A 20993-nucleotide genomic window follows, 5' to 3' on the forward strand; every position below is an offset into this window, starting at 1 on the left:
GAATGAGTCCTTTTGTGTTTTTAGCATGATATAAAGCTTTGTTAAGGGCCCTCACGCATCCGTTTAGTTCCAGGCTATCACTAAGGTCATAACCAACAATCTTTCTTGAATACATATCAGTTATTAACGCCAGGTAACAAAATCCTTTTACCGTTCTGATATAGGTTATGTCAGAGGCCCACACTTGGTTAGGTCTTGTAACCTCAATATCTTTAATGATGTTTTTATACTTATAGAACCTGTGCAAAGAGTTAGTTGTTCTAGAGCTATATTTCTTTCTAAGTGTTAGCATTTGATGTTTTCTAAGGACGTTAAACAAAGTATCCCTGCCGACTTTAAGGTTGGCTTTGGTAAACTCATCATCTAAGGATTTAACAAGTTTACGCACGCCTTCCCTTGGAAGGGACTTGCGTCTTTTCTTAACTATCCCAATAATCTGCTGTTCTAGTTTTAAACGCTTATCAGCTCTATTTTTATACTTATAGTAAGCATTGCGTTTATGTCCAAAAAATTGGTTATAGTAGTTAAAGAAGCAAATCCCTTACCTTTTTCTTTGGCTTTGATCAAGGCTTTATACTTAGCTTTTTTTTTAGTTCAGCCACAGATTTGTAGCCCAGGTCTTCTGCTGCGACTTCCAAGTATGAATCCAGTACCAATGCATCCAAATCCTTTTTTAGGAGTAGCTTTTTAAGCTGTCCGATCTCTTTTTGCAGTTCCTTGATTCGTGTTATCTCGTCTTTTGTTTCCACTTTTACCCTTGTGTTCATTAGGTTCTTACGGTTGTACTTCCTGATCCATTCGTTAATGGTGGTAGGCGCAATGCCATAAAGTTTGCCTAGTTGGTTTTTGTTAAGTTTTCCAGTTGTGATTTCGTCCAGAATTTTCAGTTTAAAAGGTTCCGAATACCGTCTGATTACTTTGTCATTTTTGTACATAATGTTTAAAATTATGTAGCCTTATTTCAGGACGGGTCAAAATGTGCTACAACAATTGGATATAGACAATTGTCTATATCCACATTATATACACTCTCAAAAATAGCTAAAAAACTTACGGAAATTACTTTTAATAATAATTTTTCTTTGGAATAATTAAACAAAAAGAATGACTAACTAACTCAAGCGAGTTTGTTGGATGGGTAGATTAAGAATATTATAGTCACCTATTTGAGCTAAATACCAAACAGGTGCCTATGAATATTTTGTAGATAATTTTATGAAGGGTTTAAGTGCGCTCTAGCTGTTTTTTAATCTTTTCAATGGCTGTTTCAATAGATTTTTCTGGTTCAATAATATTGTATTCGCCCCAAAACGCGGGATCGGAAAAGCCAGAAACCTGCTCTGTTAAAATAGTGGAGGGGAATAACATGCTATTGTTTTTAACCAATTTAGTGTCCATAATTTTCCAATCGGTTACCGCCATTTCACTACTTAAAGTGTAAACACTATTAAAGAGTTTTCCTTGCCAATTTACTTTAAATGTTAGCAAAATATTACTGTAGGCATAATGCCATTTACCATTTTGGGTTCTGTAATTAACCCTATATGTGGCTTCGGTGGGATACACCTCTGCTTTCCTTGGTTTTTTGCGCACGTACATCTCGCTAGCTAATTTTTTATTCTCTACATTTAAACTGTATACGGCACTTTTAAGTGCTAAATTTTCCGCATCTATATAAAGTTTTCCATAATATAGAGGGGTTTCTATCCCCGGATTTTGTTCGAAATTTACAACGTAAACAAGGGCATTATCTATTTGAGTAGATTCGCCAAAACTAAATCTATAATAATCAAGGTTTTCAACGTCAAATATATACTCAGGATATTTAATAATATCAATATATAAATTGCTGAATGGGCCTCCTTGCAATTTCATGGCTAGGGTGTCTAGCCTTGAATAATCGGTTTTCTTCCTTGCTTTTATAAGCTCTATATTATCATTTCTTGAGTTTTTATAGGGTTGTTTGTGTATTTGAACAACAGCCTCAGATAAGGAAGCGTTTTTTTTTCTTTTCTTGATGGTTTCCCTGTAAAAAGCAGTCATTAACATGTTGTCATCATTGTACAACGTATTCTTTTTGCTTAGTGTTTCCATAACCAAGGCTTTGGCATTTTTGAATTTAGATGCAATTTTTATTTCATCTAATTGAATTATTGAGGGTTCTAGATAAATTTTTTCATCATTAGAAATTTCAGAAATCCTAAGTTCTATTTTTTGGTAACCCAAGTGACTGATGGTTATAGTGCCTTCTAAAAGATGATTGGGTATTTTTAGTGAAAATTCACCGTCTGTATTTGTAACGGTGCTAATGTTCGAGCCATTAATAACCAAATCGGCAAACACCAATTTGTCTTTGCTTTTTTGATCAATGACGGTGCCATTTATCTCTTTAAATGAAGAAATATCTTGGGCATATACAAGAGAGCAATTTATAAGAAGGATACAGACTGCTCTAAAAAAAACATCTCTTTTCATATGTAGATAATTATTAGTTTTTTAAAGGTCATATGTTATCGCCTTATTTTCATTGATGTTTGTTTGCAACAAACTTGTTATTAATGGCGATTTCAAATGTGTGTATTTATTGTTTTTTAAATGTCATATGGTATAGCCTTCTTTTTCATTGGTGTTTTTGAATGAAAAATTTTTTGTTGATGGCGATTTCATATCATATATAGCTTATCCAACTATTAAAGTACAAAATATTTGTGTAACTTTCTAATAATTAAGGGGTTTTAACAAATTGAAAGGTTTGTTTGTTTGATGGGGTGTTTAAAAGTATGTTTTATTTATAAGTATTCTTTTTAATATTGAGAACTGTAATAAAGGAACCGTTATATTTAATCAGAAAATGATGAATTGTTTTTGATTTGGATTTTAACCAGAATTCTTAACTAAATTTTTAGAATTTAAAAATGTATTAACAGTATATTTATGCGCTTAATTATTTTAAAAATCAACTATGGCATTGGAAGATATTTCATTTAAAAAAACAGGCTATTTTTCTTCATTAATCTGTGATTATTTAGATGAAAAACCAGAGTTGAAACCGTTTTATAATAGATTCCCATCTTTAGAAAATTTTAAAAAGCAAATACAGGAAAAAGAGCAGTCTAAATTTATTTCAGAATCCCAGCGTCATGTTTTGGTATCGGTTTTAAAAAAGCAATACGCACAGATTGAAACTTCGGAAATGACGGTTGAAAACATTGCAAGTTTAAAATCCAATAACACCTTTACGGTCACCACAGGACACCAATTAAATTTATTCACGGGTCCTTTATATTTTTTATATAAAATTGTTTCCACCATTAATCTTACCGAAACATTAAAATCAGCCTATCCAGGTTATAATTTTGTGCCAATCTATTGGATGGCCACAGAGGATCATGATTTTGAGGAAATAAATTATTTCAATTTTAAAGGGAAAAAAATCCATTGGGAAAAAGAATCAAATGGTGCTGTGGGCGACTTGTCCACTGAAGGCTTAAAAGCTGTTTTTGATTTGTTTTCTTTAGAGTTGGGACAGACCCAAAATGCCGATTATTTAAAGTCTCTTTTCAAAAATGCTTATTTAGAACATTCAAATTTGGCTGATGCGACCCGCTATTTGGCGAATGAATTATTTAAGGACTATGGTTTGGTGATTCTGGATGCGGCTGATAAGGACTTAAAAAAAGGGTTCATTCCATTCATGGAAAACGAATTGGTACACGAAACATCATTTAAGTCGGTCTCCAATACCAATGAGCTCATAAATGATTTACCAAATCAACCTTATGGTATTCAAGTAAATCCTCGAGGTATTAATTTGTTTTATGTAACTGAACATTTTAGGGAGCGTATTGTTTTTGAAGGAGGCGTTTATAGTGTGGTTAATACCGACATGACTTGGGTTAAAGAAGCCATTTTAGAGGAACTCAACTCACATCCTGAGCGTTTTAGTCCCAATGTTATTATGCGCCCATTATACCAGGAAGTCATACTGCCAAACCTATGTTACATTGGCGGTGGCGGCGAGTTGGCGTATTGGTTGCAGTTAAAGGCATTTTTTAATGAGGTAAATGTGCCATTTCCTATATTGTTATTAAGGAATTCGGTTTTGATTAAAACCCAAAAACAAGCTGATAAACTGGAAAAGTTAGGAATTTCCAATGAAGATTTGTTTTTAAAACGGAATGCCTTCATCAATAAAAAGGTTAGGGAGATTTCCAATATTGATATTGATTTTTCAACCCAAAAAGCATTATTAAAACAAGAGTTTGAAGCGTTATATAAACTTGCAGAACAAACGGATAAGTCATTTTTAGGAGCTGTAAAAGCTCAAGAAGTCAAGCAAATAAAGGGACTTGAAAATCTTGAAAAACGTTTGTTGAAAGCTCAAAAAAAGAAATTGTCAGAACAAGTTTCCAGAATGACCGAGCTTCAAAACGACTTATTTCCCAATCAAGGCTTACAAGAGCGAAACACTAATTTCTCTGAATTTTATTTAGAGTACGGCGAGGAACTTATTCCTAGCCTTATCAAAAATTTACAACCTTTAAGAAGTGAGTTTCTGGTTATAACACTATAACTATTGAAGTCTTAAATTTCCAATAATCTGGTAGTTAATCACTAAATTTATACAAATTTAAAGTCAAATTTATTTGTAAAAAACCATGCATAAAATAGATATTGAATTGGTGGAAATGACCATGGATGTTATGAAATATGCCATTGATAGGATTTCTGCTTCCAATCGCCATATAGGTCATCCAAAAACAGCTCAAGAATTAAAGGCTTTGGTAGGTGAGACCATCACCCAAAAAGGTATTGGAGGCGAGGTCGCTTTTAACTTATGGAAGAAGCATTTAATGAATGCCAACGTGTCCATAGACCATCCCAGACATTTAGCGTTTGTTCCTGCATCTCCTACAAGAGCAGCTATTATGTTCGATTTGGTAACATCGGCCTCAAGCATCCACGGAGCTTATTGGATGGAAGGGGCTGGAGGTATTTTTTGTGAAAACGAAGCCATGAAGTGGATGGTATCCTTAACGGGTTTACCAGAAGGAGCCTTTGGTGTATTTACAAGTGGCGGAACGGCAGCAAATCTATCGGCTATCGTAACGGCAAGGGAATATTGGCGAAGTTTGAATAAAAAAAATAAAAATGAAAAAGGATTGATTCTCACATCCATTGGGGCGCACTCATCCGTAAAAACCATGGCAAAAGTGGTTGATGCCGATGTGTTGTATGTGGAAACCGAAGATAGAATGCATGCATCCAACCTCCAAAGTAAGATTGATTCACTAACAGAAAATCAACGTAAACGTCTTTTTGCCATAGTGGCAACGGCCGGAACAACCAATGCGGGGATTATAGATGATTTAGAAGGGATTGCGGTAGTCTGTAAGAAAGAAAAACTTTGGTTCCATGTAGATGCTGCTTATGGTGGTGGTGCGCTATTGGCGGATTCGGTTAAGCATTTGTTTGTGGGCATAGAAGATGCGGACAGCATTACCATCGATCCTCATAAATGGCTATTTTCTCCCTACGATTGTGGCGCTATTATTTATAAAAATCCAGAATTGGCAAAACGGGCACATGAACAAGAAGGCTCTTATTTGGATATTTTTAAAGATGAAGGCTCGCAAGGTTTCAACCCAGCTGACTACCAAATACAATTAACAAGAAGAGTTAGGGGATTGCCCTTGTGGTTTTCGTTGGCCATGCATGGTACAGATAGATACAAACAAGCCGTGGAACGCGGTATAGAATTGGCGCAAATAGCTGGTAAATTAATAGAAGAAATGCCACATGTGGAATTGGTTAGGGAACCAAGCTTGTCCTGTGTTTTATATAGAAGAATTGGGTGGTACCCTGAGGATTATACAGAGTGGACTTACGAAAATCATAGAAAAGGATTTGCATTGGTAACACCGACCAAATGGAAAAAAGAAGACACTTTTGAAACCGTGTCACGTTTCTGTTTTATAAACCCCGATACGACTGAAAATGATATAAAAATAATTTTGGATTCAATGGTTTAAAAATTAATTTAAAAAATTTAGAATCCTAAATCGAAATTATAAAATCATTGTTATTTTTGCGCATGCAACATAACAAGGTACTTATTTTAGATTTCGGTTCGCAATACACACAGCTTATTGCCCGCAGAGTTAGAGAACTCAATATTTATTGCGAAATTCATCCCTACAACAAAATTCCCCAAACAGTTTCAGAATACAATGCTGTTGTGCTTTCTGGAAGCCCGTTTTCGGTAAGAGGAGCAGATGCACCACATCCAGATTTATCCCATATTCGAGGCAAAAAACCAATATTGGCGGTATGTTATGGCGCGCAATATTTAGCGCATTTTTCGGGAGGGGAAGTAGCGCCTTCAAATACTAGGGAATATGGTCGTGCCCATTTATCTTTTATAAAAAAGGATGAGCCATTTTTTAATAAAATAAATGAAGGAAGCCAAGTTTGGATGAGCCATAGCGATACGATTAAACATCTACCAACAAATGGTGTTTTGATAGGAAGTACCAACGATGTGACCAATGCTGCTTATCGAATTGAAGGAGAAGAAACCTATGCCATTCAATTCCACCCTGAAGTATATCATACAACCCATGGAAAACAATTATTGGAAAACTTTTTAGTGCATATTGCAGGGGTTAACCAAGATTGGACGCCACAATCGTTTGTTGAAGAAACGGTGGAAGCGCTTAGAGAAAAGGTTGGTGATGGTAAAGTAGTATTGGGACTTTCAGGTGGTGTGGATTCTACCGTAGCAGCCGTACTTTTAAATAAAGCCATTGGAAAAAATTTATATTGCATTTTTGTAAATAATGGTTTGCTTCGTAAAAATGAATTTGAAAATGTACTGAATCAATACGAGGGCATGGGACTTAATGTGAAAGGTGTAGATGCCTCAAGCCGATTTTTGGATGCGCTTGCAGGCATAGAAGACCCAGAGAAAAAGCGAAAAGCCATTGGCAATGCCTTTATTGAAGTTTTTGATGATGAAGCTCATAAACTTACGGACGTCAAATGGTTGGCACAAGGTACTATTTATCCTGATGTTATTGAAAGTGTATCGGCTACAGGTGGGCCTTCAGCAACCATAAAAAGTCATCATAATGTGGGCGGATTGCCAGATTTTATGAAACTTAAAGTTGTGGAACCATTACGGGCGTTGTTTAAAGATGAAGTAAGACGTGTAGGTGCCACTTTAGGTATTGATCCTGAACTTTTAGGACGTCATCCGTTCCCAGGACCTGGTTTAGGAATTCGTATTTTAGGGGATATCACTGCCGAAAAAGTGCGTATTTTACAAGAAGTGGATGCTATTTTTATTAACGGTTTAAAAGCATGGGGGCTGTACGACAAGGTATGGCAAGCAGGTGCTATGTTGTTGCCAGTAAATAGTGTAGGTGTAATGGGGGATGAGCGTACTTACGAAAAATGTGTCGCCCTAAGAGCTGTTGAAAGTACCGATGGTATGACAGCCGATTGGGTAAATTTGCCTTATGAATTTCTTCAAAAAACATCAAACGATATAATAAATAAAGTAAAAGGCGTTAATAGAGTAGTTTACGATATTAGCTCAAAACCACCAGCCACTATTGAGTGGGAATAATTTTTTTTAAGTTATATTTATACATATATGGACAGTCTTTTTAATAAGATCATCCGTATATAAAATAGTTTAAAAAAAATTATTCTTAAATTGTATGCTATTTCTTTGGCATGCTATATGCATAGTTATTAAAGAACGTTATTTATAAAACATAATGCCATTTTAAAATAGATTATATGATTAAATTCTTTACCGTATTCAGTTTTGTATTGGTTTTTAGTTTCAATACAACTTATGCACAAAATTACAGTACCCACCAAGTTAAAGAAGGTGAAACCATAGAGAGCATTGCTAAGCGTTATTATGTGACACCTTTTGATATTTATGGCTTAAATCCAGAAGTAAAAAAAGGATTGAAAGCTAATACGGTTTTAATTATTCCTATTTCAAAAGCAGTAAAACCCACCGTAACAACTACCAAAGAACTACAAGGTTTTAAAAACCACAGAACATCTCGTAAGGAAACCTTATATGGTATTGCAAAGCAGTATGGTGTTACCGAAGATGAGATAAAAAAGCATAATACATTTTTGTATGCAAATACTTTAAATAAAGGCGATAAACTTCAAATACCTGTATTTAAAGAAATGCAAGTAGTAGCGTCCGAAGAACGCACTAAAACATATATGGTTCAGCCTAAAGAGGGTAAATGGCGTATTGCCTATAAGTTTGGCATTTCTGTTGAGGAACTTGAGACGCTTAATCCTAATATGGGAGAAACACTTCAAGAAGGACAACAAATATATGTTCCGAATATTGAAAAAACAGATGAAAAAATTGTAGATGAAAAGTACAGTTATTATGAAGTATTGCCTAAAGAAGGGTTTTACCGATTGAAAATAAAATTAGGGCTAGAACAAGCTGAATTGGAAGCTTTAAATCCAGGTTTAAAAGAGACTGGTTTAAAGGTTGGGATGGTCTTAAAAATTCCATTTACTACATCCGTAGGTATTGGTAATGAAGGAACCACTACTGATTTATCAACGAAAATTAAGGACTCTAAAACAAAGCACATAGCTGTCATGTTACCTTTTAGATTGAATCGGGTTGATTTTGATTCTATTTCTGGGACAAAAAACAGCATAAATAAAGACCGTTATTTGCAAGCATCATTAGATTTTCATTCGGGGATTTTAATGGCCATAGATTCATTGAAAAAGTTAGGAGTATCACTTAAAGTAGATGTGTATGACACTAGATATGAAGTCAGTGAAGTATCTAAAATCATTCAATCCCATGATTTTAAAAGTGTAGATGCGGTTATTGGTCCGTTAACGCCCAATTGTTATGAAAAAGTGGCTTCTGAGTTAAGAGCATTTAATGTTCCTGTAATTTCTTTAATTGGATCCAATTTGCAATTAAGGGATAATGAATTCCAATCGTTACCTGCAGATGATTTATTAAAAGCCAAGGTTATCAATTACGTGAAAGCTGATACCACAGTTGATAATGTCGTAATTATATCCGATTCCGAGAATGTGGCAGTTTCCAACGAACTTAAAAGAGAATTTTTTTCTGCGAAACAGGTATTTTCAAGAAAAAATAAAGAAGGTAAAGACAGTTATTTTGTAACGGTAGAGGATATTAGGGCTCACTTAAAACAAGGTAAAAACTTGGTTTTTTTAGAGACAAAAAATGCTGGGTTTATATCTAACGTGACTAGTTTATTAAATTCATTGATGCAGAATGGCAATAGGGAAGAAAACAATGAAGGGATAAGAATTGTTTTAACTACAACAAATAAAAATGCGGCTTTTGATGGTGACGATATCAACAACAACGAATTATCTGCACTTCATTTTACATTTGCAGCAAACTCAAAAATGTATAACGAAAGTGATAATAATTCCTTTGTAAATGCCTATACCAAAGTTTATAATATAACGCCTAACAAAAGAGCCACTAGAGGATTTGATTTAACTATGGATGTGGTATTACGTTTGGTAACGTCTGAAGATATGTATCTATCTGTAAATGAAACGCCTTTAACAGAGTATGTGGAGAATAAATTTGCATACAAAAAGAAACTGATTGGTGGTTATTATAATGATACAGCTTATTTGTTAAAGTATCACGATTTGGATATTGTTGAGGTAAAATAATAACTATTGATACCCGATAAAAACGTTTTAATAGAACTAGCGCATACCAAAATGCCTTTTGGTAAATACAAAGACCATTATTTAATAGACTTGCCCGAATATTATGTGGTTTGGTACCACAGTAAAGGTTTCCCAAAAGGAAAGTTGGGCGATATGCTCAGGCAGATATATGAAATAAAACTTAATGGTCTGGAAGAATTGATTAGGACTATTAAAAAGCAGTATCCTAAATAAGGTTTTTTAGAGGTTGTTTAAGGTTGTCCGATAACGTTTCAATATGGTGTTAGTTTATTTTTTTGGGCAATTACCCTTTGATTACTATTTTTAAGAACAGTTGAACAGTTTCAGATTTCCCTATAGGTTCTAATAATAATATAAAAAGATTAACTCCTAAAGCGATGTAAGTATCGGGATGTTTCAGCTTGCCGTATTTCCAGGCCCCAAGATATAGCATTCCTATAATCAGGATTTGTGTAAAGTAAATGGGAAGCATAATATCAATTTCTGGCCAATCGTTACTATTTATGTCCACATATACGTTTTGTATTCCACGAGCAAGGGCTGGCATCATAATGATGAATACAGTGGAAATTAGCCACCAAGCATGATTTTCGATTTCTTTTCTGTGTAGGATGCTTTTAATTACCGCATATCCGAAAGCTGACATCATTACAATTTCTACAGCAGCCACACCAAAAAAGAACCATGGTTCGAATGGTCCAAATTGAACTGGACTAGCCAAAGACCTTTCAGTTGTCTCTATATCTCTGTGCATCATACTCAAAGCAGTTAAGCAAACACCGCCCGCCAAGAACATGCCTATTATCCCATTGGTTCTATGCTTGGATATCTGTCCATGAGTAGCAAAATATGGTTGAATGATTAGATAAATATACCAAATCGTACCCGTCCAATAATGTATATGAACAGACCATGCATTATCAGTAAAGTCACCCCAATAATTTCTAAAAATGCCAAATTGCATAAACAGCATGGGGACGAACATCCATAAGTAAAGTGTTTTGTAGTTGTTCATTTTGCTTTCCTAAAACTTTTAAATAAATCAATGTTCACTTAAATTTAAGATAGCAGAAAAATTTTATAAAATCAAGTGTTATTAACTGATATTCAATTTAATGAAGTACAAATTTTTCAGGCATTTTATGTAAAGGTTCCTGTAGTGTAATGCAGTGTATGCCTCCACCTAAACGGTTCAGTGGCAAGGCATCAATCCAAACTTGTTCTAGGTTAGGAAATACGTCTTTGAATATGGCTTTTACTTTTGCTTCATAGGTTGCCGATGTCCCATGATTGGTATAATACGCGTTTATAATAACACCATTTGACACTAAAAAATTAAGATAGGAGACTGATGCCACTCGGGTTACTTTTTCCCCTATAGTCCTAACGTCGTCTGGAGCAAGCCTATTGGCTTCCAGTTTATCATATTCCATATTGCCGGCTTTCTCTACAATTTCCGCAGTCCATTCAATCACAGTAGGCAAGGGTACTTTAATAATTCTAAATGGTTTGCCATCTTTGTCGGTAGCGTCTTTTAGTATGTTATAGTTTTCTAGCATCCTTTCATAATTTATTCTATTTAAAGGATGTTTGTTAATATCTTCTTCATCCACCCAAGCCAATAAAATGGTATTGGCATCCGCAAACCTGACAAACTCATCGGTATGTCCGCCTGTTCCTAAAGACACATAGTCGTTGTTTGGGATGAAGGACCTAGTGTCATCTACAGTTCCATTCTTTAACCAGATCACTTTTTTTATATTCATAATCCTCAGGTATTCTTGCTCTATGTCTTCCTTGGTCCAATCTGGGTTACGTTGCAAAGTGACTTGTTCGGATTGCAGTAAAATACCTTTGCCATTAATTTCTAGTGAGCCACCTTCCATTACCAATTCCGATTTTATTCGTCTTGCTCTCATGAGACCAGCCATTTCTTTATCCGCATTACTAAACAGATTTTCTTTAGAATTCATTTTCATGGCCAAAAAGTAAAGCGCTAATTGGGGTCTGGTACTAAGCAACCAATCATAATAACCATAATTGCTCCAATTAAAATCTACTGCAGCAATATCTTTGTCATCGTTTACCAAAAATTGGGCGCCATTATCCCGAAGCCAAAGCCTTGCTCCTGGAAGTATCAGGAATTGTATGATACTAACATCTATCCCCATTTTATTCAGAGTTACTTTGGCAGATTTTTGAATTTGGGCTGTTGGAGTCGCGATTTTTATGGGTACCCTCCCTGAAAGGCCTTTTATAATATTTCCGATTGTTGCTTGTACTGTGGCATCTTCTTCTTCCCAGCTAAGCCATACGGCCTGATGCTGTTCAAATTCTGCTGGAAAACGAAAGTCATTGCCTTTGTTTTGTGAGATTGAATTATTTGTGAATAGTATTAGGGCTATTAAAAACAAAGTAAAACTATGTCTGGATAATGACTTCTGTCCGAAAAAGAATGTTGCTGTAGGCATAACGAAGTCCTAATGATTTGGTTATAAGAATTTTCACAAAAATAGTTGAAAATTTTACTGCAAAAAATCATTTAACAATACTTTATCTTAAATCAGTTTATTGTTAATAAGAACCATTTAAATAACTAAAAAACTATTCGGTAATAACTGTTTTAATTTTGTAAATTTGCCTGCGTTTATAAGCGCAACATGACAAATAAAGCAAAATACATATTTGTAACCGGTGGGGTTACGTCTTCTCTAGGTAAAGGTATCATAGCCGCATCTCTGGCTAAATTACTTCAGGCTCAAGGCTATAGAGTAACTATACAAAAACTAGATCCCTATATAAATGTAGATCCAGGAACATTAAATCCTTATGAACATGGGGAGTGTTATGTTACGGAAGATGGCGCAGAAACAGACTTAGACTTAGGGCATTATGAACGATTTTTGAATGTGCCAACCAGCCAAGCAAACAATGTAACCACTGGGCGTATTTACCAAAGTGTTATTGAAAAAGAGCGTCGTGGTGAGTTTTTAGGCAAAACGGTACAGGTAGTTCCCCATATTACAGACGAAATTAAACATCGCATTCAAATTCTTGGCAAATCTGGGGATTATGATATTATTATTACAGAAATAGGCGGAACGGTGGGTGATATTGAGTCATTGCCATACATAGAGGCTGTTCGTCAATTGCGATGGGATTTAGGGGAAAATAATGGTATTGTTATTCATTTAACCTTAGTGCCATATTTATCTGCAGCGGGCGAATTGAAAACAAAACCAACACAGCACAGTGTTAAAACACTTATGGAAAGCGGTGTAATGGCCGATATTTTGGTTTGTAGAACAGAACATCATTTACCAAATGAATTACGCAAAAAACTGGCATTATTTTGTAATGTTAGGGAAGAAGCAGTGATTCAATCTATTGATGCATCTACCATTTACGATGTGCCTAATTTAATGCTTAAAGAAGGTCTTGATAAAGTGGTTTTGAAAAAATTGGGATTACAATCCAGTGTTCCAGATATTACCAAGTGGAATCAATTTTTATTTAAACATAAAAACCCCAAAACTGAAGTCACCATTGGTCTTATTGGTAAATATGTAGAATTGCAAGATTCATACAAATCCATATTGGAATCCTTTATACATGCTGGGGCAGAAAATGAAGTGAAGGTGAATATAGAATCCATTCATTCTGAATATTTAAATGACGATAACATCAAATTAAAGTTATGCCATTTAGATGGTGTTTTGGTGGCTCCAGGTTTTGGAGAGCGTGGTATTGAAGGGAAAATTACTGCTGTAAAATTTGTGCGTGAACATAACGTGCCATTTTTAGGAGTATGTTTAGGGATGCAAATGGCGGTTATTGAATTTGCAAGACACGTTGTGGGTATCTCAAATGCCAATTCAACAGAAATGGATCCCAATACCCCAAACCCCATTATAGATTTAATGGAAGATCAAAAAACAATCACTCGCAAAGGTGGTACGATGAGATTGGGTGCTTGGGATTGTGAATTGAAAAGCAATAGTTTGGCAAGCAAAATCTATAAAACGGACATTATAAGAGAGCGTCACAGGCATAGATATGAATTCAATAGTGCATACAAAGCACAAATGGAAGCGGCCGGTATGATGGCTACAGGATTTAATCCTGATACAAAATTGGTTGAAATTGTCGAGATTCCTAGTCACCCATGGTTTGTTGGCGTTCAATACCATCCAGAATATAAAAGTACCGTTGCCAGTCCACATCCACTTTTCGTGGCGTTCGTTAAGGCATCATTAACGCATAAAAAAAGTAAAAAAGATGCCAAGGTGTCACAACATTAATTTTGGATAACTTATTGCTTAGCTATTTATCATTCCGTTAAAAGCGGACATTTTTTAAGAGATACTATTTAAGACTACATGGAAGAAAAAAAATTAGATATTAATTCGATATTGGGATTTGTCCTGATTTTCGGAATATTAATGTACATGCTTTGGCAAAATCAACCAACGCCAGAAGAACTAGAAGCTCAAGAAAAAGCAAAGCAAGAACAGGTTGAAGCAGAAAAGAAAGCAAAAAATACAGAGCAAACCAAAGTCACAACTACTGAAGATTTTTCAACTCAAGGTGCTACAGATTCTCTTAAACTAGTAGGATTAAAGAATAAATTTGGCGCTTTTGCTTATTCAGCAGCTCAGGCCAGTGTAGAAGAAACGGTTGTAGAAAGTGATTTATTGGCTTTAAAATTCAATAATAAAGGTGGTTATCTTTCAGAAGTAAAGCTTAAGAATTATGTTGACTTCAAAGGTAATCCAATTTATTTGGTAAAAGACAATAATGCCTCTTTCAATATTAATTTTGGAACGACTGATAGCAGAATTCTTAATACTAAGGATTTAAACTTTCATCCAACAGTCACTAAAAATGGGGGCAACACAGTTGTTTCCATGAAACTTAAAGTGTCTGAAAGTAAATTTTTAGAGTATCGTTACGAGTTGAAAGAAGGTGATTATATGATGGATTTCACCATTCGTTCACAAGGTTTAAGTGATGTTATCAATGGTTCTCAACCCATTAATTTAGACTGGGATTTAAAAGCATATCGTCATGCTAAAAGTGTGTCATACGAGAATAGATATACAGAAGTTGTTTTTGAATATGAGGATGGTAAAGATGATTATCTTGGGCAACAAGAAGAGACAGATGATGTTGCTGAGGGGTTAACGTACATAGCTTTTAAACAGCACTTTTTTACCTCTGTATTGTTGGCAGATTCACCTTTTAAAACATCAAAATTAGTATCTAAAAATCTGGTAAAAGATGATACTATTGATACCTTATACACCAAAGCCTTTGCTGTTACACTGCCTTTAGAACTTACTGGAGGCGAGATAAACAAATCAATGGATTGGTATTACGGACCAAGCGACTATAAAATTTTAAATAAATACGATAGAAATTTAGATGAAATTGTACCACTAGGTTGGGGTATTTTTGGTTGGATAAACAAATATCTGTTCATTCCGTTTTTTGCATTCTTGGGAGGCTTTTTACCTTACGGAATTGCCATTATTGTAATGACCATTGCCATCAAGTTATTAATGTCTTTTGTTCAGTATAAGCAGTTCTTGTCTCAGGCCAAGATGAAAATTCTAAAACCGGAATTGGATGCTATACGCGAGAAACACAAAGACAATAAAATGAAAGCGCAACAAGAAACCCTGGCATTACAAACCAAGGCAGGGGCAAGCCCCATGGCAGGTTGTATGCCAGCTTTAATACAATTGCCTGTGTTTTATGCACTATTTCAATTTTTCCCTTCGGCGTTCGATTTACGTCAAAAAAGTTTCCTTTGGGTAGAAGATTTATCGTCTTATGATACCATTGCTAGTTTACCGTTCAATATCCCATTTTATGGTGACCATGTTAGTTTGTTCCCCATATTAGCGTCATTTGCCATTTTCTTCTATATGAAATTGACCACGGGGGACCAAATGATGTCCCAACCAACACAGGAAGGCATGCCAGATATGGCGAAAATGATGAAGTATATGATGTATCTCTCACCAGTTATGATGTTGTTTTTCTTTAATAACTATGCATCAGGGCTGAGTTTGTATTATTTTATTTCGAATGTCATTAGTATAGGTATCATCTTGGTTATTAAAAATTATATTCTTGATGAGGATAAAATCCATGCTCAAATTCAAGAGAATAAGAAGAAGCCTAAAAAGGAAAATCGTTTTCAAAAGAAAATGGCTGAAATGATGGAGCAGGCAGAAAAGCAAAAGCAACTTCAACAAAAGAAAAAATAATTTATAGTAACTATTAAATTAATTATAAGCTGTCAAAATATTTTGGCAGCTTATTTGTTATATATATCAGACATTACTTTCTAAATATGAAATACATAGTTACCTATATATTACTAATATTGGTTTTTTCGGTTTCCGCACAAACGATTAATCAGTTGGATGAAAACGGCAAGCAACATGGTGTTTGGAAAAAGAATTTTGATGGTACAAATATTCTAAGGTTTGAAGGTGAATTTCATCATGGGAAAGAAATAGGCTTATTTAGGTTTTATCAAAACATTAATGGTAAGGCTGTTTTAGCTGCAACGAGGGAATTTTTGGAACCTGGAACAAAAGCTAATGTGACCTTTTTTGCTTCTACCGGAAAGTTAATAAGCGAAGGACAAATGAATGGTAAAACGTATGTTGGTGAGTGGAAATATTATCAAAAGGATTCAAACAAATTACTGACTTTAGAACATTTTGATGACAGTGGAAATTTAACTGGTGAACGTTTTATTTATTACACTACAGGACAAGTATCTCAAAAAGAAAACTACAAAAAAGGGAAACTTGACGGCATATCGGTTTGGTATTCAGAAGATAATGTGGTTATTAAAGAATACACGTATGTTGATGGGGTGTTGCATGGACCTTCCAAATTTTATGATCCAAAAGGACAATTGATAGCAGAGGGTTTTTATAAAAAAGACCAAAAGGATGGCATTTGGAAATATTATGAAAATGGTAAACTTATAAAAGAAAAAAAGACTTCCAATTAAAAACATTTTTACTGGAATCATTACGATAGATAGTAGAGCGCTATGCTTTTCAACTATGGAATTGATTTTAAATATATGTATCTTTGTAGCCTAATTTTGGATTATGAAATCGCCACTAACAACAAGTTTTTTGCAAAATAACACCCACAAAAATAAGGCGATACCATATGGCCTTAAAAAAAACAATAGATAGTTACATATGAAACGTGTTATAGTAGGACTTTCGGGAGGTGTGGATTCTAGCGTTGCTGCCTTTTTATTAAAGGAGCAAGGTTATGAAGTGATTGGCTTGTTTATGAAAAACTGGCACGATGATTCCGTTACCATTTCAAATGAATGTCCTTGGCTAGATGATAGCAACGATGCCATGTTGGTTGCGGATAAATTAGGAATTCCTTTTCAAACCATTGATTTAAGTGAGCAATACAAAGAACGTATTGTTGATTATATGTTTAATGAGTATGAAAAAGGAAGAACTCCCAATCCAGATGTGCTTTGCAATAGGGAAATAAAATTTGATGTCTTTATGAAAATAGCCATGGAACTTGGAGCCGATTATGTGGCTACGGGTCATTATTGCAGAAAAGGCACCATTCAAAAAGATGGTAAAGACATTTATCAATTGTTAGAAGGTGTTGACGATAATAAAGATCAATCCTATTTTTTATGCCAATTATCACAAGAACAATTAGCAAAATCATTGTTTCCGATAGGTGAGTTAACAAAACCGCAAGTACGGGAGATTGCCACCAAATTGGATTTGGTAACAGCAGAGAAAAAAGATTCCCAAGGACTTTGTTTTATAGGTAAAGTTAAGTTGCCGGATTTTTTACAACAACAACTCAAACCAAAAGAAGGTATTATTGTTGAAGTTCCGAAAGAAAACATCATTTATAGCAAAAGCACACCGACGTTTGATTCTAAGCAAGAGGAACTTCGATATTTAACCCAAAAAATTGATTATCATCTTGAAGATGGTACCATTGTTGGAAAACACCAAGGAGCGCATTATTTTACAAAAGGGCAACGCAAAGGGTTGGCCGTTGGAGGTACAGCAGAACCTTTATTTGTTATTGAAACCAATGTGGATACGAATGTGATTTACACAGGACAAGGTAAAGAACACCCCGGATTATATAAGAAAGCCTTATTTGTAACTAATGAAGAGTTGCATTGGATTCGTGAGGATTTAGCACTCAAAATAGATGACACCATGCAAGTCATGGCTAGAATCCGTTACCGTCAACCATTACAAAAATCAACTTTATACAAAGTTGATAGAGGTTTGTATGTGGAGTTCGAACAACCACAATCTGCCATAACAGAAGGGCAGTTCGTTGCTTGGTATTTAGATGAAGAGTTAGTAGGTTCTGGAGTAATTTCGTAACTTGCTATCACCTAAATCGATAAGCGATGAAAAAAGGCCTACTGTTTTTGATATTGCTGTTCTTTCAGATATATGTTAACGCCCAGCAAGATGCTTGGATATATTTAGCCGATAAGCAAAATGTCGCGGCTTCCGTTGCAAATCCCATTACCATTCTAACCCAAAAAGCAATCGATAGAAAAAACGGTCATGGCATAGCTATTGATGATCGTGATGTGCCTGTAAACGAAAGTTACATCACTCAGCTAAAAAACTCAGTAGGAATAACGGTTATGGCAAAATCCAAATGGTTTAATGCAGTACATATTAGAGGAAGTCAAACTGATATTGAAGCACTGACAGGCTTGGGTTTTATTGCGTCAATAGATTTTGCCGATACAAGTTTAAACACAGCAAAACCAGTTTCGCAAAAGCATGCTTCTAAACTTGAAAGTGAATTAATAACATTCAACTATGGAAATGCTTTCAACCAGATAGATATGATTAATGGCCATGAGTTACACCTTTTAGATTACACAGGGATGGGTATGACGGTTGCCGTTTTAGATGCCGGTTTTCCAAATGTCAATACAATGTCCGCTTTTCAAAGATTAAGAAATGCTACAAATATTATAGATGGCTATGATTTTGTAAATAGAAATGCTAATGTGTATGCCAACACCACAAGTAGTCACGGCACATGGGTATTAAGCACTATGGCTGGTTATGTTCAAGATCAATACGTGGGAACAGCGCCTGATGCATCGTATTATTTATTTATAACCGAGGATGCTTTAAGCGAAAACCCAGTTGAAGAAAGCTATTGGGTTGAAGCAGCTGAACGTGCCGATAGTTTGGGAGTTGATGTGATCAACTCTTCTTTAGGCTATGGGAGTTTTTATGATAACACAAATTATAATTTTCCTGCATCTGATTTTGATGGAAACACAACCTACATAACAAAGGGGGCTAACATTGCTTTCGAGAAAGGGCTATTGATTGTTAATTCTGCTGGGAACGAGGGAAGCGGTGGCATCAATGCGCCTGCCGATTCACCAAATGTATTGTCTATTGGAGCCGTAACCGCTGCTGGAACATATGCGTCTTTTAGTTCCGTAGGAAGCACCATTCAACCCACACAAAAACCAGATGTTGTGGCACAGGGTCAGGCAAGTTATGTTGTAGATATCAATGATGTTATTGGCACGCTCAATGGCACCTCTTTTAGTTCACCTATTTTGGCTGGAGGCATTGTGTGTTTATGGCAAGCTTTACCAAATAAAACAAATGCTGAAATCATGCAGTTGGTAAGAGAATCGGCATCACAATATAATAATCCAGATTATTTTTTAGGATATGGTATTCCTAATTTGTTAGCTGCATTGAATACAGAACTTTCAATTGATAATGATGAAGACAATCCCGAAGAGATTTTATTATTTCCAAATCCAAGTTCGGGAGAGGTGTACTTAAAATTACCTTCGGAAGAACCCTTCTGGACATTTAGTCTATATGATATTTTAGGAAGACAAGTCAATACGTTTCCGATTTTAGATGTGACTGATCCCATTGATGTTTCTTCATTATTAGATGGTTTATATATCGTAAAAATTGAATCCCCAAAAATTTCAAAAACGTTCAAACTCATTAAAAAGTAATGGCTAATAGAATTACGGAATTGTTCAATATCAAATATCCTATAGTTCAAGCAGGTATGGTGTGGAATAGTGGTTGGCGGTTGGCTTCGGCATCAAGTAATTCAGGTGTTTTAGGACTTATTGGGGCTGGCTCCATGTATCCTGAAGTGCTACGCGAGCATATTCAAAAATGTAAAAAAGCAACCCATAAACCTTTTGGGGTTAATGTGCCATTGTTATATCCTAATATCCAAGAGATTATGGATATTATTGTAGATGAAGGCGTTAAGATTGTATTTACTTCAGCAGGAAATCCTAAAACGTGGACACCTTGGTTAAAGGAACGTGGTATCACTGTAGTGCATGTGGTAAGCAGTGTGAAGTTTGCTCTTAAAGCGCAAGAAGTGGGTGTTGATGCCGTGGTTGCTGAAGGTTTTGAAGCTGGAGGCCATAACGGAAGGGATGAAACTACTACTCTGACATTGATTCCTATGGTTAAGGAACACCTCCAAATCCCGTTGATTGCGGCAGGTGGGATTGCTACGGGGCAAGCTATGCTGGCGGTCATGATTTTAGGGGCCGATGGGGTGCAAGTCGGAAGCAGATTTGCAGCCAGTGAGGAAAGTTCGGCCCATATAGATTTCAAAAAATTAATTACCAGTACCAAAGAAGGTGGTACGCAGCTAACGTTAAAAGAATTAGCCCCGGTAAGATTGATAAAAAATAAGTTTTATAACGAACTACAGGAGCTATATAAAACGACACCAACTCCAGAACAACTACAAGAGTTATTGGGTAGGGGACGAGCAAAAAAAGGTATGTTTGAAGGCGATTTAGAAGAAGGTGAGCTAGAAATTGGCCAGGTTGCTGGATTGATACACGATATAAAGCCAGTTGCCAAAATTGTTGAAGATATGATTAAAGAGTTTGACCTTGCTAAAACTAGGGTTAAAGGTTTATAGAAACAAAAAGGGGAAATATATTTCCCCTTTTATACAAAAACCTCTAAATAGCTTTTGATCCCCTAAAATAAATAAAAAAATAAAATATTAACAAATCCTTCCGCAAGATTTGTCTCAAAAGCTGTGCGAATTTATACAAAAAAACTTACTTAAACACATAACTTAGTTAAAATTATTAACATTTGTTAATTTTTTTTAAATTCTTAGAAAAGCGTTTTTAAATTATTGAAAAAGTAATG

General features: G+C 35.2%; 16 protein-coding genes. 11 read left to right on the forward strand and 5 right to left on the reverse strand.

The annotated features are described in order from the left end of the window. The 3 genes from CSW08_RS10930 to CSW08_RS10940 all read right to left on the reverse strand — a co-directional run. The coding region (locus CSW08_RS10930) for a DDE-type integrase/transposase/recombinase (protein WP_157831465.1) at positions 1–388 on the reverse strand (388 nt) is incomplete at its 3' end. 175 nt (positions 389–563) lie between these two features. Beyond that, positions 564–935, reverse strand: a complete 372-nt coding sequence (locus tag CSW08_RS10935) for a transposase (protein ID WP_106658087.1) — start codon at positions 933–935, stop codon at positions 564–566. A 289-nt stretch (positions 936–1224) separates the two neighbouring features. Next, positions 1225–2475: a carboxypeptidase-like regulatory domain-containing protein gene (locus tag CSW08_RS10940; protein ID WP_106659927.1), complete on the reverse strand. Its 1251-nt coding sequence runs from the start codon at positions 2473–2475 to the stop codon at positions 1225–1227. A 487-nt stretch (positions 2476–2962) separates the two neighbouring features. Between CSW08_RS10940 and bshC the strand changes: the two genes are divergently transcribed. The 5 genes from bshC (at position 2963) to CSW08_RS10965 (ending at position 9966) form a co-directional block, all read left to right on the forward strand. After that, entirely contained in the window at positions 2963–4573 is a 1611-nt protein-coding gene (gene bshC, locus CSW08_RS10945; RefSeq protein WP_106659928.1) for a bacillithiol biosynthesis cysteine-adding enzyme BshC, read from the forward strand. Between the two features lie 85 nt (positions 4574–4658). Continuing rightward, positions 4659–6032 carry a pyridoxal phosphate-dependent decarboxylase family protein gene (locus CSW08_RS10950; protein ID WP_106659929.1) on the forward strand — a complete coding sequence of 458 codons (1374 nt, stop codon included), beginning with the start codon at positions 4659–4661 and terminating at the stop codon, positions 6030–6032. Between the two features lie 62 nt (positions 6033–6094). After that, positions 6095–7630 carry a glutamine-hydrolyzing GMP synthase gene (gene guaA / locus CSW08_RS10955; RefSeq protein ID WP_106659930.1) on the forward strand — a complete coding sequence of 512 codons (1536 nt, stop codon included), beginning with the start codon at positions 6095–6097 and terminating at the stop codon, positions 7628–7630. 176 nt (positions 7631–7806) lie between these two features. Continuing rightward, on the forward strand, positions 7807–9732 hold the full coding sequence (locus CSW08_RS10960; protein WP_106659931.1) for a PBP1 and LysM peptidoglycan-binding domain-containing protein: 1926 nt from the start codon (positions 7807–7809) through the stop codon (positions 9730–9732). Positions 9733–9738: 6 nt separating this feature from the next. Beyond that, positions 9739–9966 (forward strand): DUF3820 family protein, encoded by a 228-nt coding sequence (locus tag CSW08_RS10965; RefSeq protein ID WP_106659932.1) that lies wholly within the window; start codon positions 9739–9741, stop codon positions 9964–9966. A gap of 70 nt (positions 9967–10036) precedes the next feature. On the opposite strand, the gene CSW08_RS10970 is transcribed toward CSW08_RS10965, so the two are convergent. Continuing rightward, complete coding sequence (locus CSW08_RS10970) at positions 10037–10768, reverse strand: hypothetical protein (RefSeq protein WP_106659933.1); 732 nt, start codon at positions 10766–10768, stop codon at positions 10037–10039. A 97-nt stretch (positions 10769–10865) separates the two neighbouring features. Continuing rightward, positions 10866–12224 carry an agmatine deiminase family protein gene (locus CSW08_RS10975; RefSeq protein ID WP_106659934.1) on the reverse strand — a complete coding sequence of 453 codons (1359 nt, stop codon included), beginning with the start codon at positions 12222–12224 and terminating at the stop codon, positions 10866–10868. 189 nt (positions 12225–12413) lie between these two features. Between CSW08_RS10975 and CSW08_RS10980 the strand changes: the two genes are divergently transcribed. The 6 genes from CSW08_RS10980 to CSW08_RS11005 all read left to right on the forward strand — a co-directional run bounded on the left by CSW08_RS10980 (position 12414) and on the right by CSW08_RS11005 (position 20754). Beyond that, entirely contained in the window at positions 12414–14054 is a 1641-nt protein-coding gene (locus tag CSW08_RS10980; protein ID WP_106659935.1) for a CTP synthase, read from the forward strand. A 78-nt stretch (positions 14055–14132) separates the two neighbouring features. Continuing rightward, positions 14133–16028, forward strand: coding sequence for a membrane protein insertase YidC (gene yidC, locus CSW08_RS10985; RefSeq protein ID WP_106659936.1), 1896 nt, complete (start codon positions 14133–14135; stop codon positions 16026–16028). An 86-nt stretch (positions 16029–16114) separates the two neighbouring features. Beyond that, positions 16115–16789: a toxin-antitoxin system YwqK family antitoxin gene (locus CSW08_RS10990; RefSeq protein WP_106659937.1), complete on the forward strand. Its 675-nt coding sequence runs from the start codon at positions 16115–16117 to the stop codon at positions 16787–16789. A gap of 199 nt (positions 16790–16988) precedes the next feature. Continuing rightward, complete coding sequence (mnmA, locus tag CSW08_RS10995; RefSeq protein WP_106659938.1) at positions 16989–18176, forward strand: tRNA 2-thiouridine(34) synthase MnmA; 1188 nt, start codon at positions 16989–16991, stop codon at positions 18174–18176. A 26-nt stretch (positions 18177–18202) separates the two neighbouring features. Then, positions 18203–19813 carry a S8 family serine peptidase gene (locus CSW08_RS11000; RefSeq protein ID WP_106659939.1) on the forward strand — a complete coding sequence of 537 codons (1611 nt, stop codon included), beginning with the start codon at positions 18203–18205 and terminating at the stop codon, positions 19811–19813. Further along, entirely contained in the window at positions 19813–20754 is a 942-nt protein-coding gene (locus CSW08_RS11005; RefSeq protein WP_106659940.1) for an NAD(P)H-dependent flavin oxidoreductase, read from the forward strand. Before CSW08_RS11000 ends, CSW08_RS11005 begins: the two co-directional genes overlap by 1 nt. Positions 20755–20993 lie beyond the last annotated feature (239 nt).

The organism is Confluentibacter flavum, assembly GCF_002843175.1.
GTDB lineage: Bacteria > Bacteroidota > Bacteroidia > Flavobacteriales > Flavobacteriaceae > Confluentibacter > Confluentibacter flavum.

Coding starts and splice junctions, on each gene's coding strand:
- CSW08_RS10935 (WP_106658087.1), bottom strand. CDS start 935: ATGTACAAAAATGACAAAGTAATCAGACGGTATTCGGAACCTTTTAAA.
- CSW08_RS10940 (WP_106659927.1), bottom strand. CDS start 2,475: ATGAAAAGAGATGTTTTTTTTAGAGCAGTCTGTATCCTTCTTATAAAT.
- bshC (WP_106659928.1), top strand. CDS start 2,963: ATGGCATTGGAAGATATTTCATTTAAAAAAACAGGCTATTTTTCTTCA.
- CSW08_RS10950 (WP_106659929.1), top strand. CDS start 4,659: ATGCATAAAATAGATATTGAATTGGTGGAAATGACCATGGATGTTATG.
- guaA (WP_106659930.1), top strand. CDS start 6,095: ATGCAACATAACAAGGTACTTATTTTAGATTTCGGTTCGCAATACACA.
- CSW08_RS10960 (WP_106659931.1), top strand. CDS start 7,807: ATGATTAAATTCTTTACCGTATTCAGTTTTGTATTGGTTTTTAGTTTC.
- CSW08_RS10970 (WP_106659933.1), bottom strand. CDS start 10,768: ATGAACAACTACAAAACACTTTACTTATGGATGTTCGTCCCCATGCTG.
- CSW08_RS10975 (WP_106659934.1), bottom strand. CDS start 12,224: ATGCCTACAGCAACATTCTTTTTCGGACAGAAGTCATTATCCAGACAT.
- CSW08_RS10980 (WP_106659935.1), top strand. CDS start 12,414: ATGACAAATAAAGCAAAATACATATTTGTAACCGGTGGGGTTACGTCT.
- yidC (WP_106659936.1), top strand. CDS start 14,133: ATGGAAGAAAAAAAATTAGATATTAATTCGATATTGGGATTTGTCCTG.
- CSW08_RS10990 (WP_106659937.1), top strand. CDS start 16,115: ATGAAATACATAGTTACCTATATATTACTAATATTGGTTTTTTCGGTT.
- mnmA (WP_106659938.1), top strand. CDS start 16,989: ATGAAACGTGTTATAGTAGGACTTTCGGGAGGTGTGGATTCTAGCGTT.
- CSW08_RS11000 (WP_106659939.1), top strand. CDS start 18,203: ATGAAAAAAGGCCTACTGTTTTTGATATTGCTGTTCTTTCAGATATAT.
- CSW08_RS11005 (WP_106659940.1), top strand. CDS start 19,813: ATGGCTAATAGAATTACGGAATTGTTCAATATCAAATATCCTATAGTT.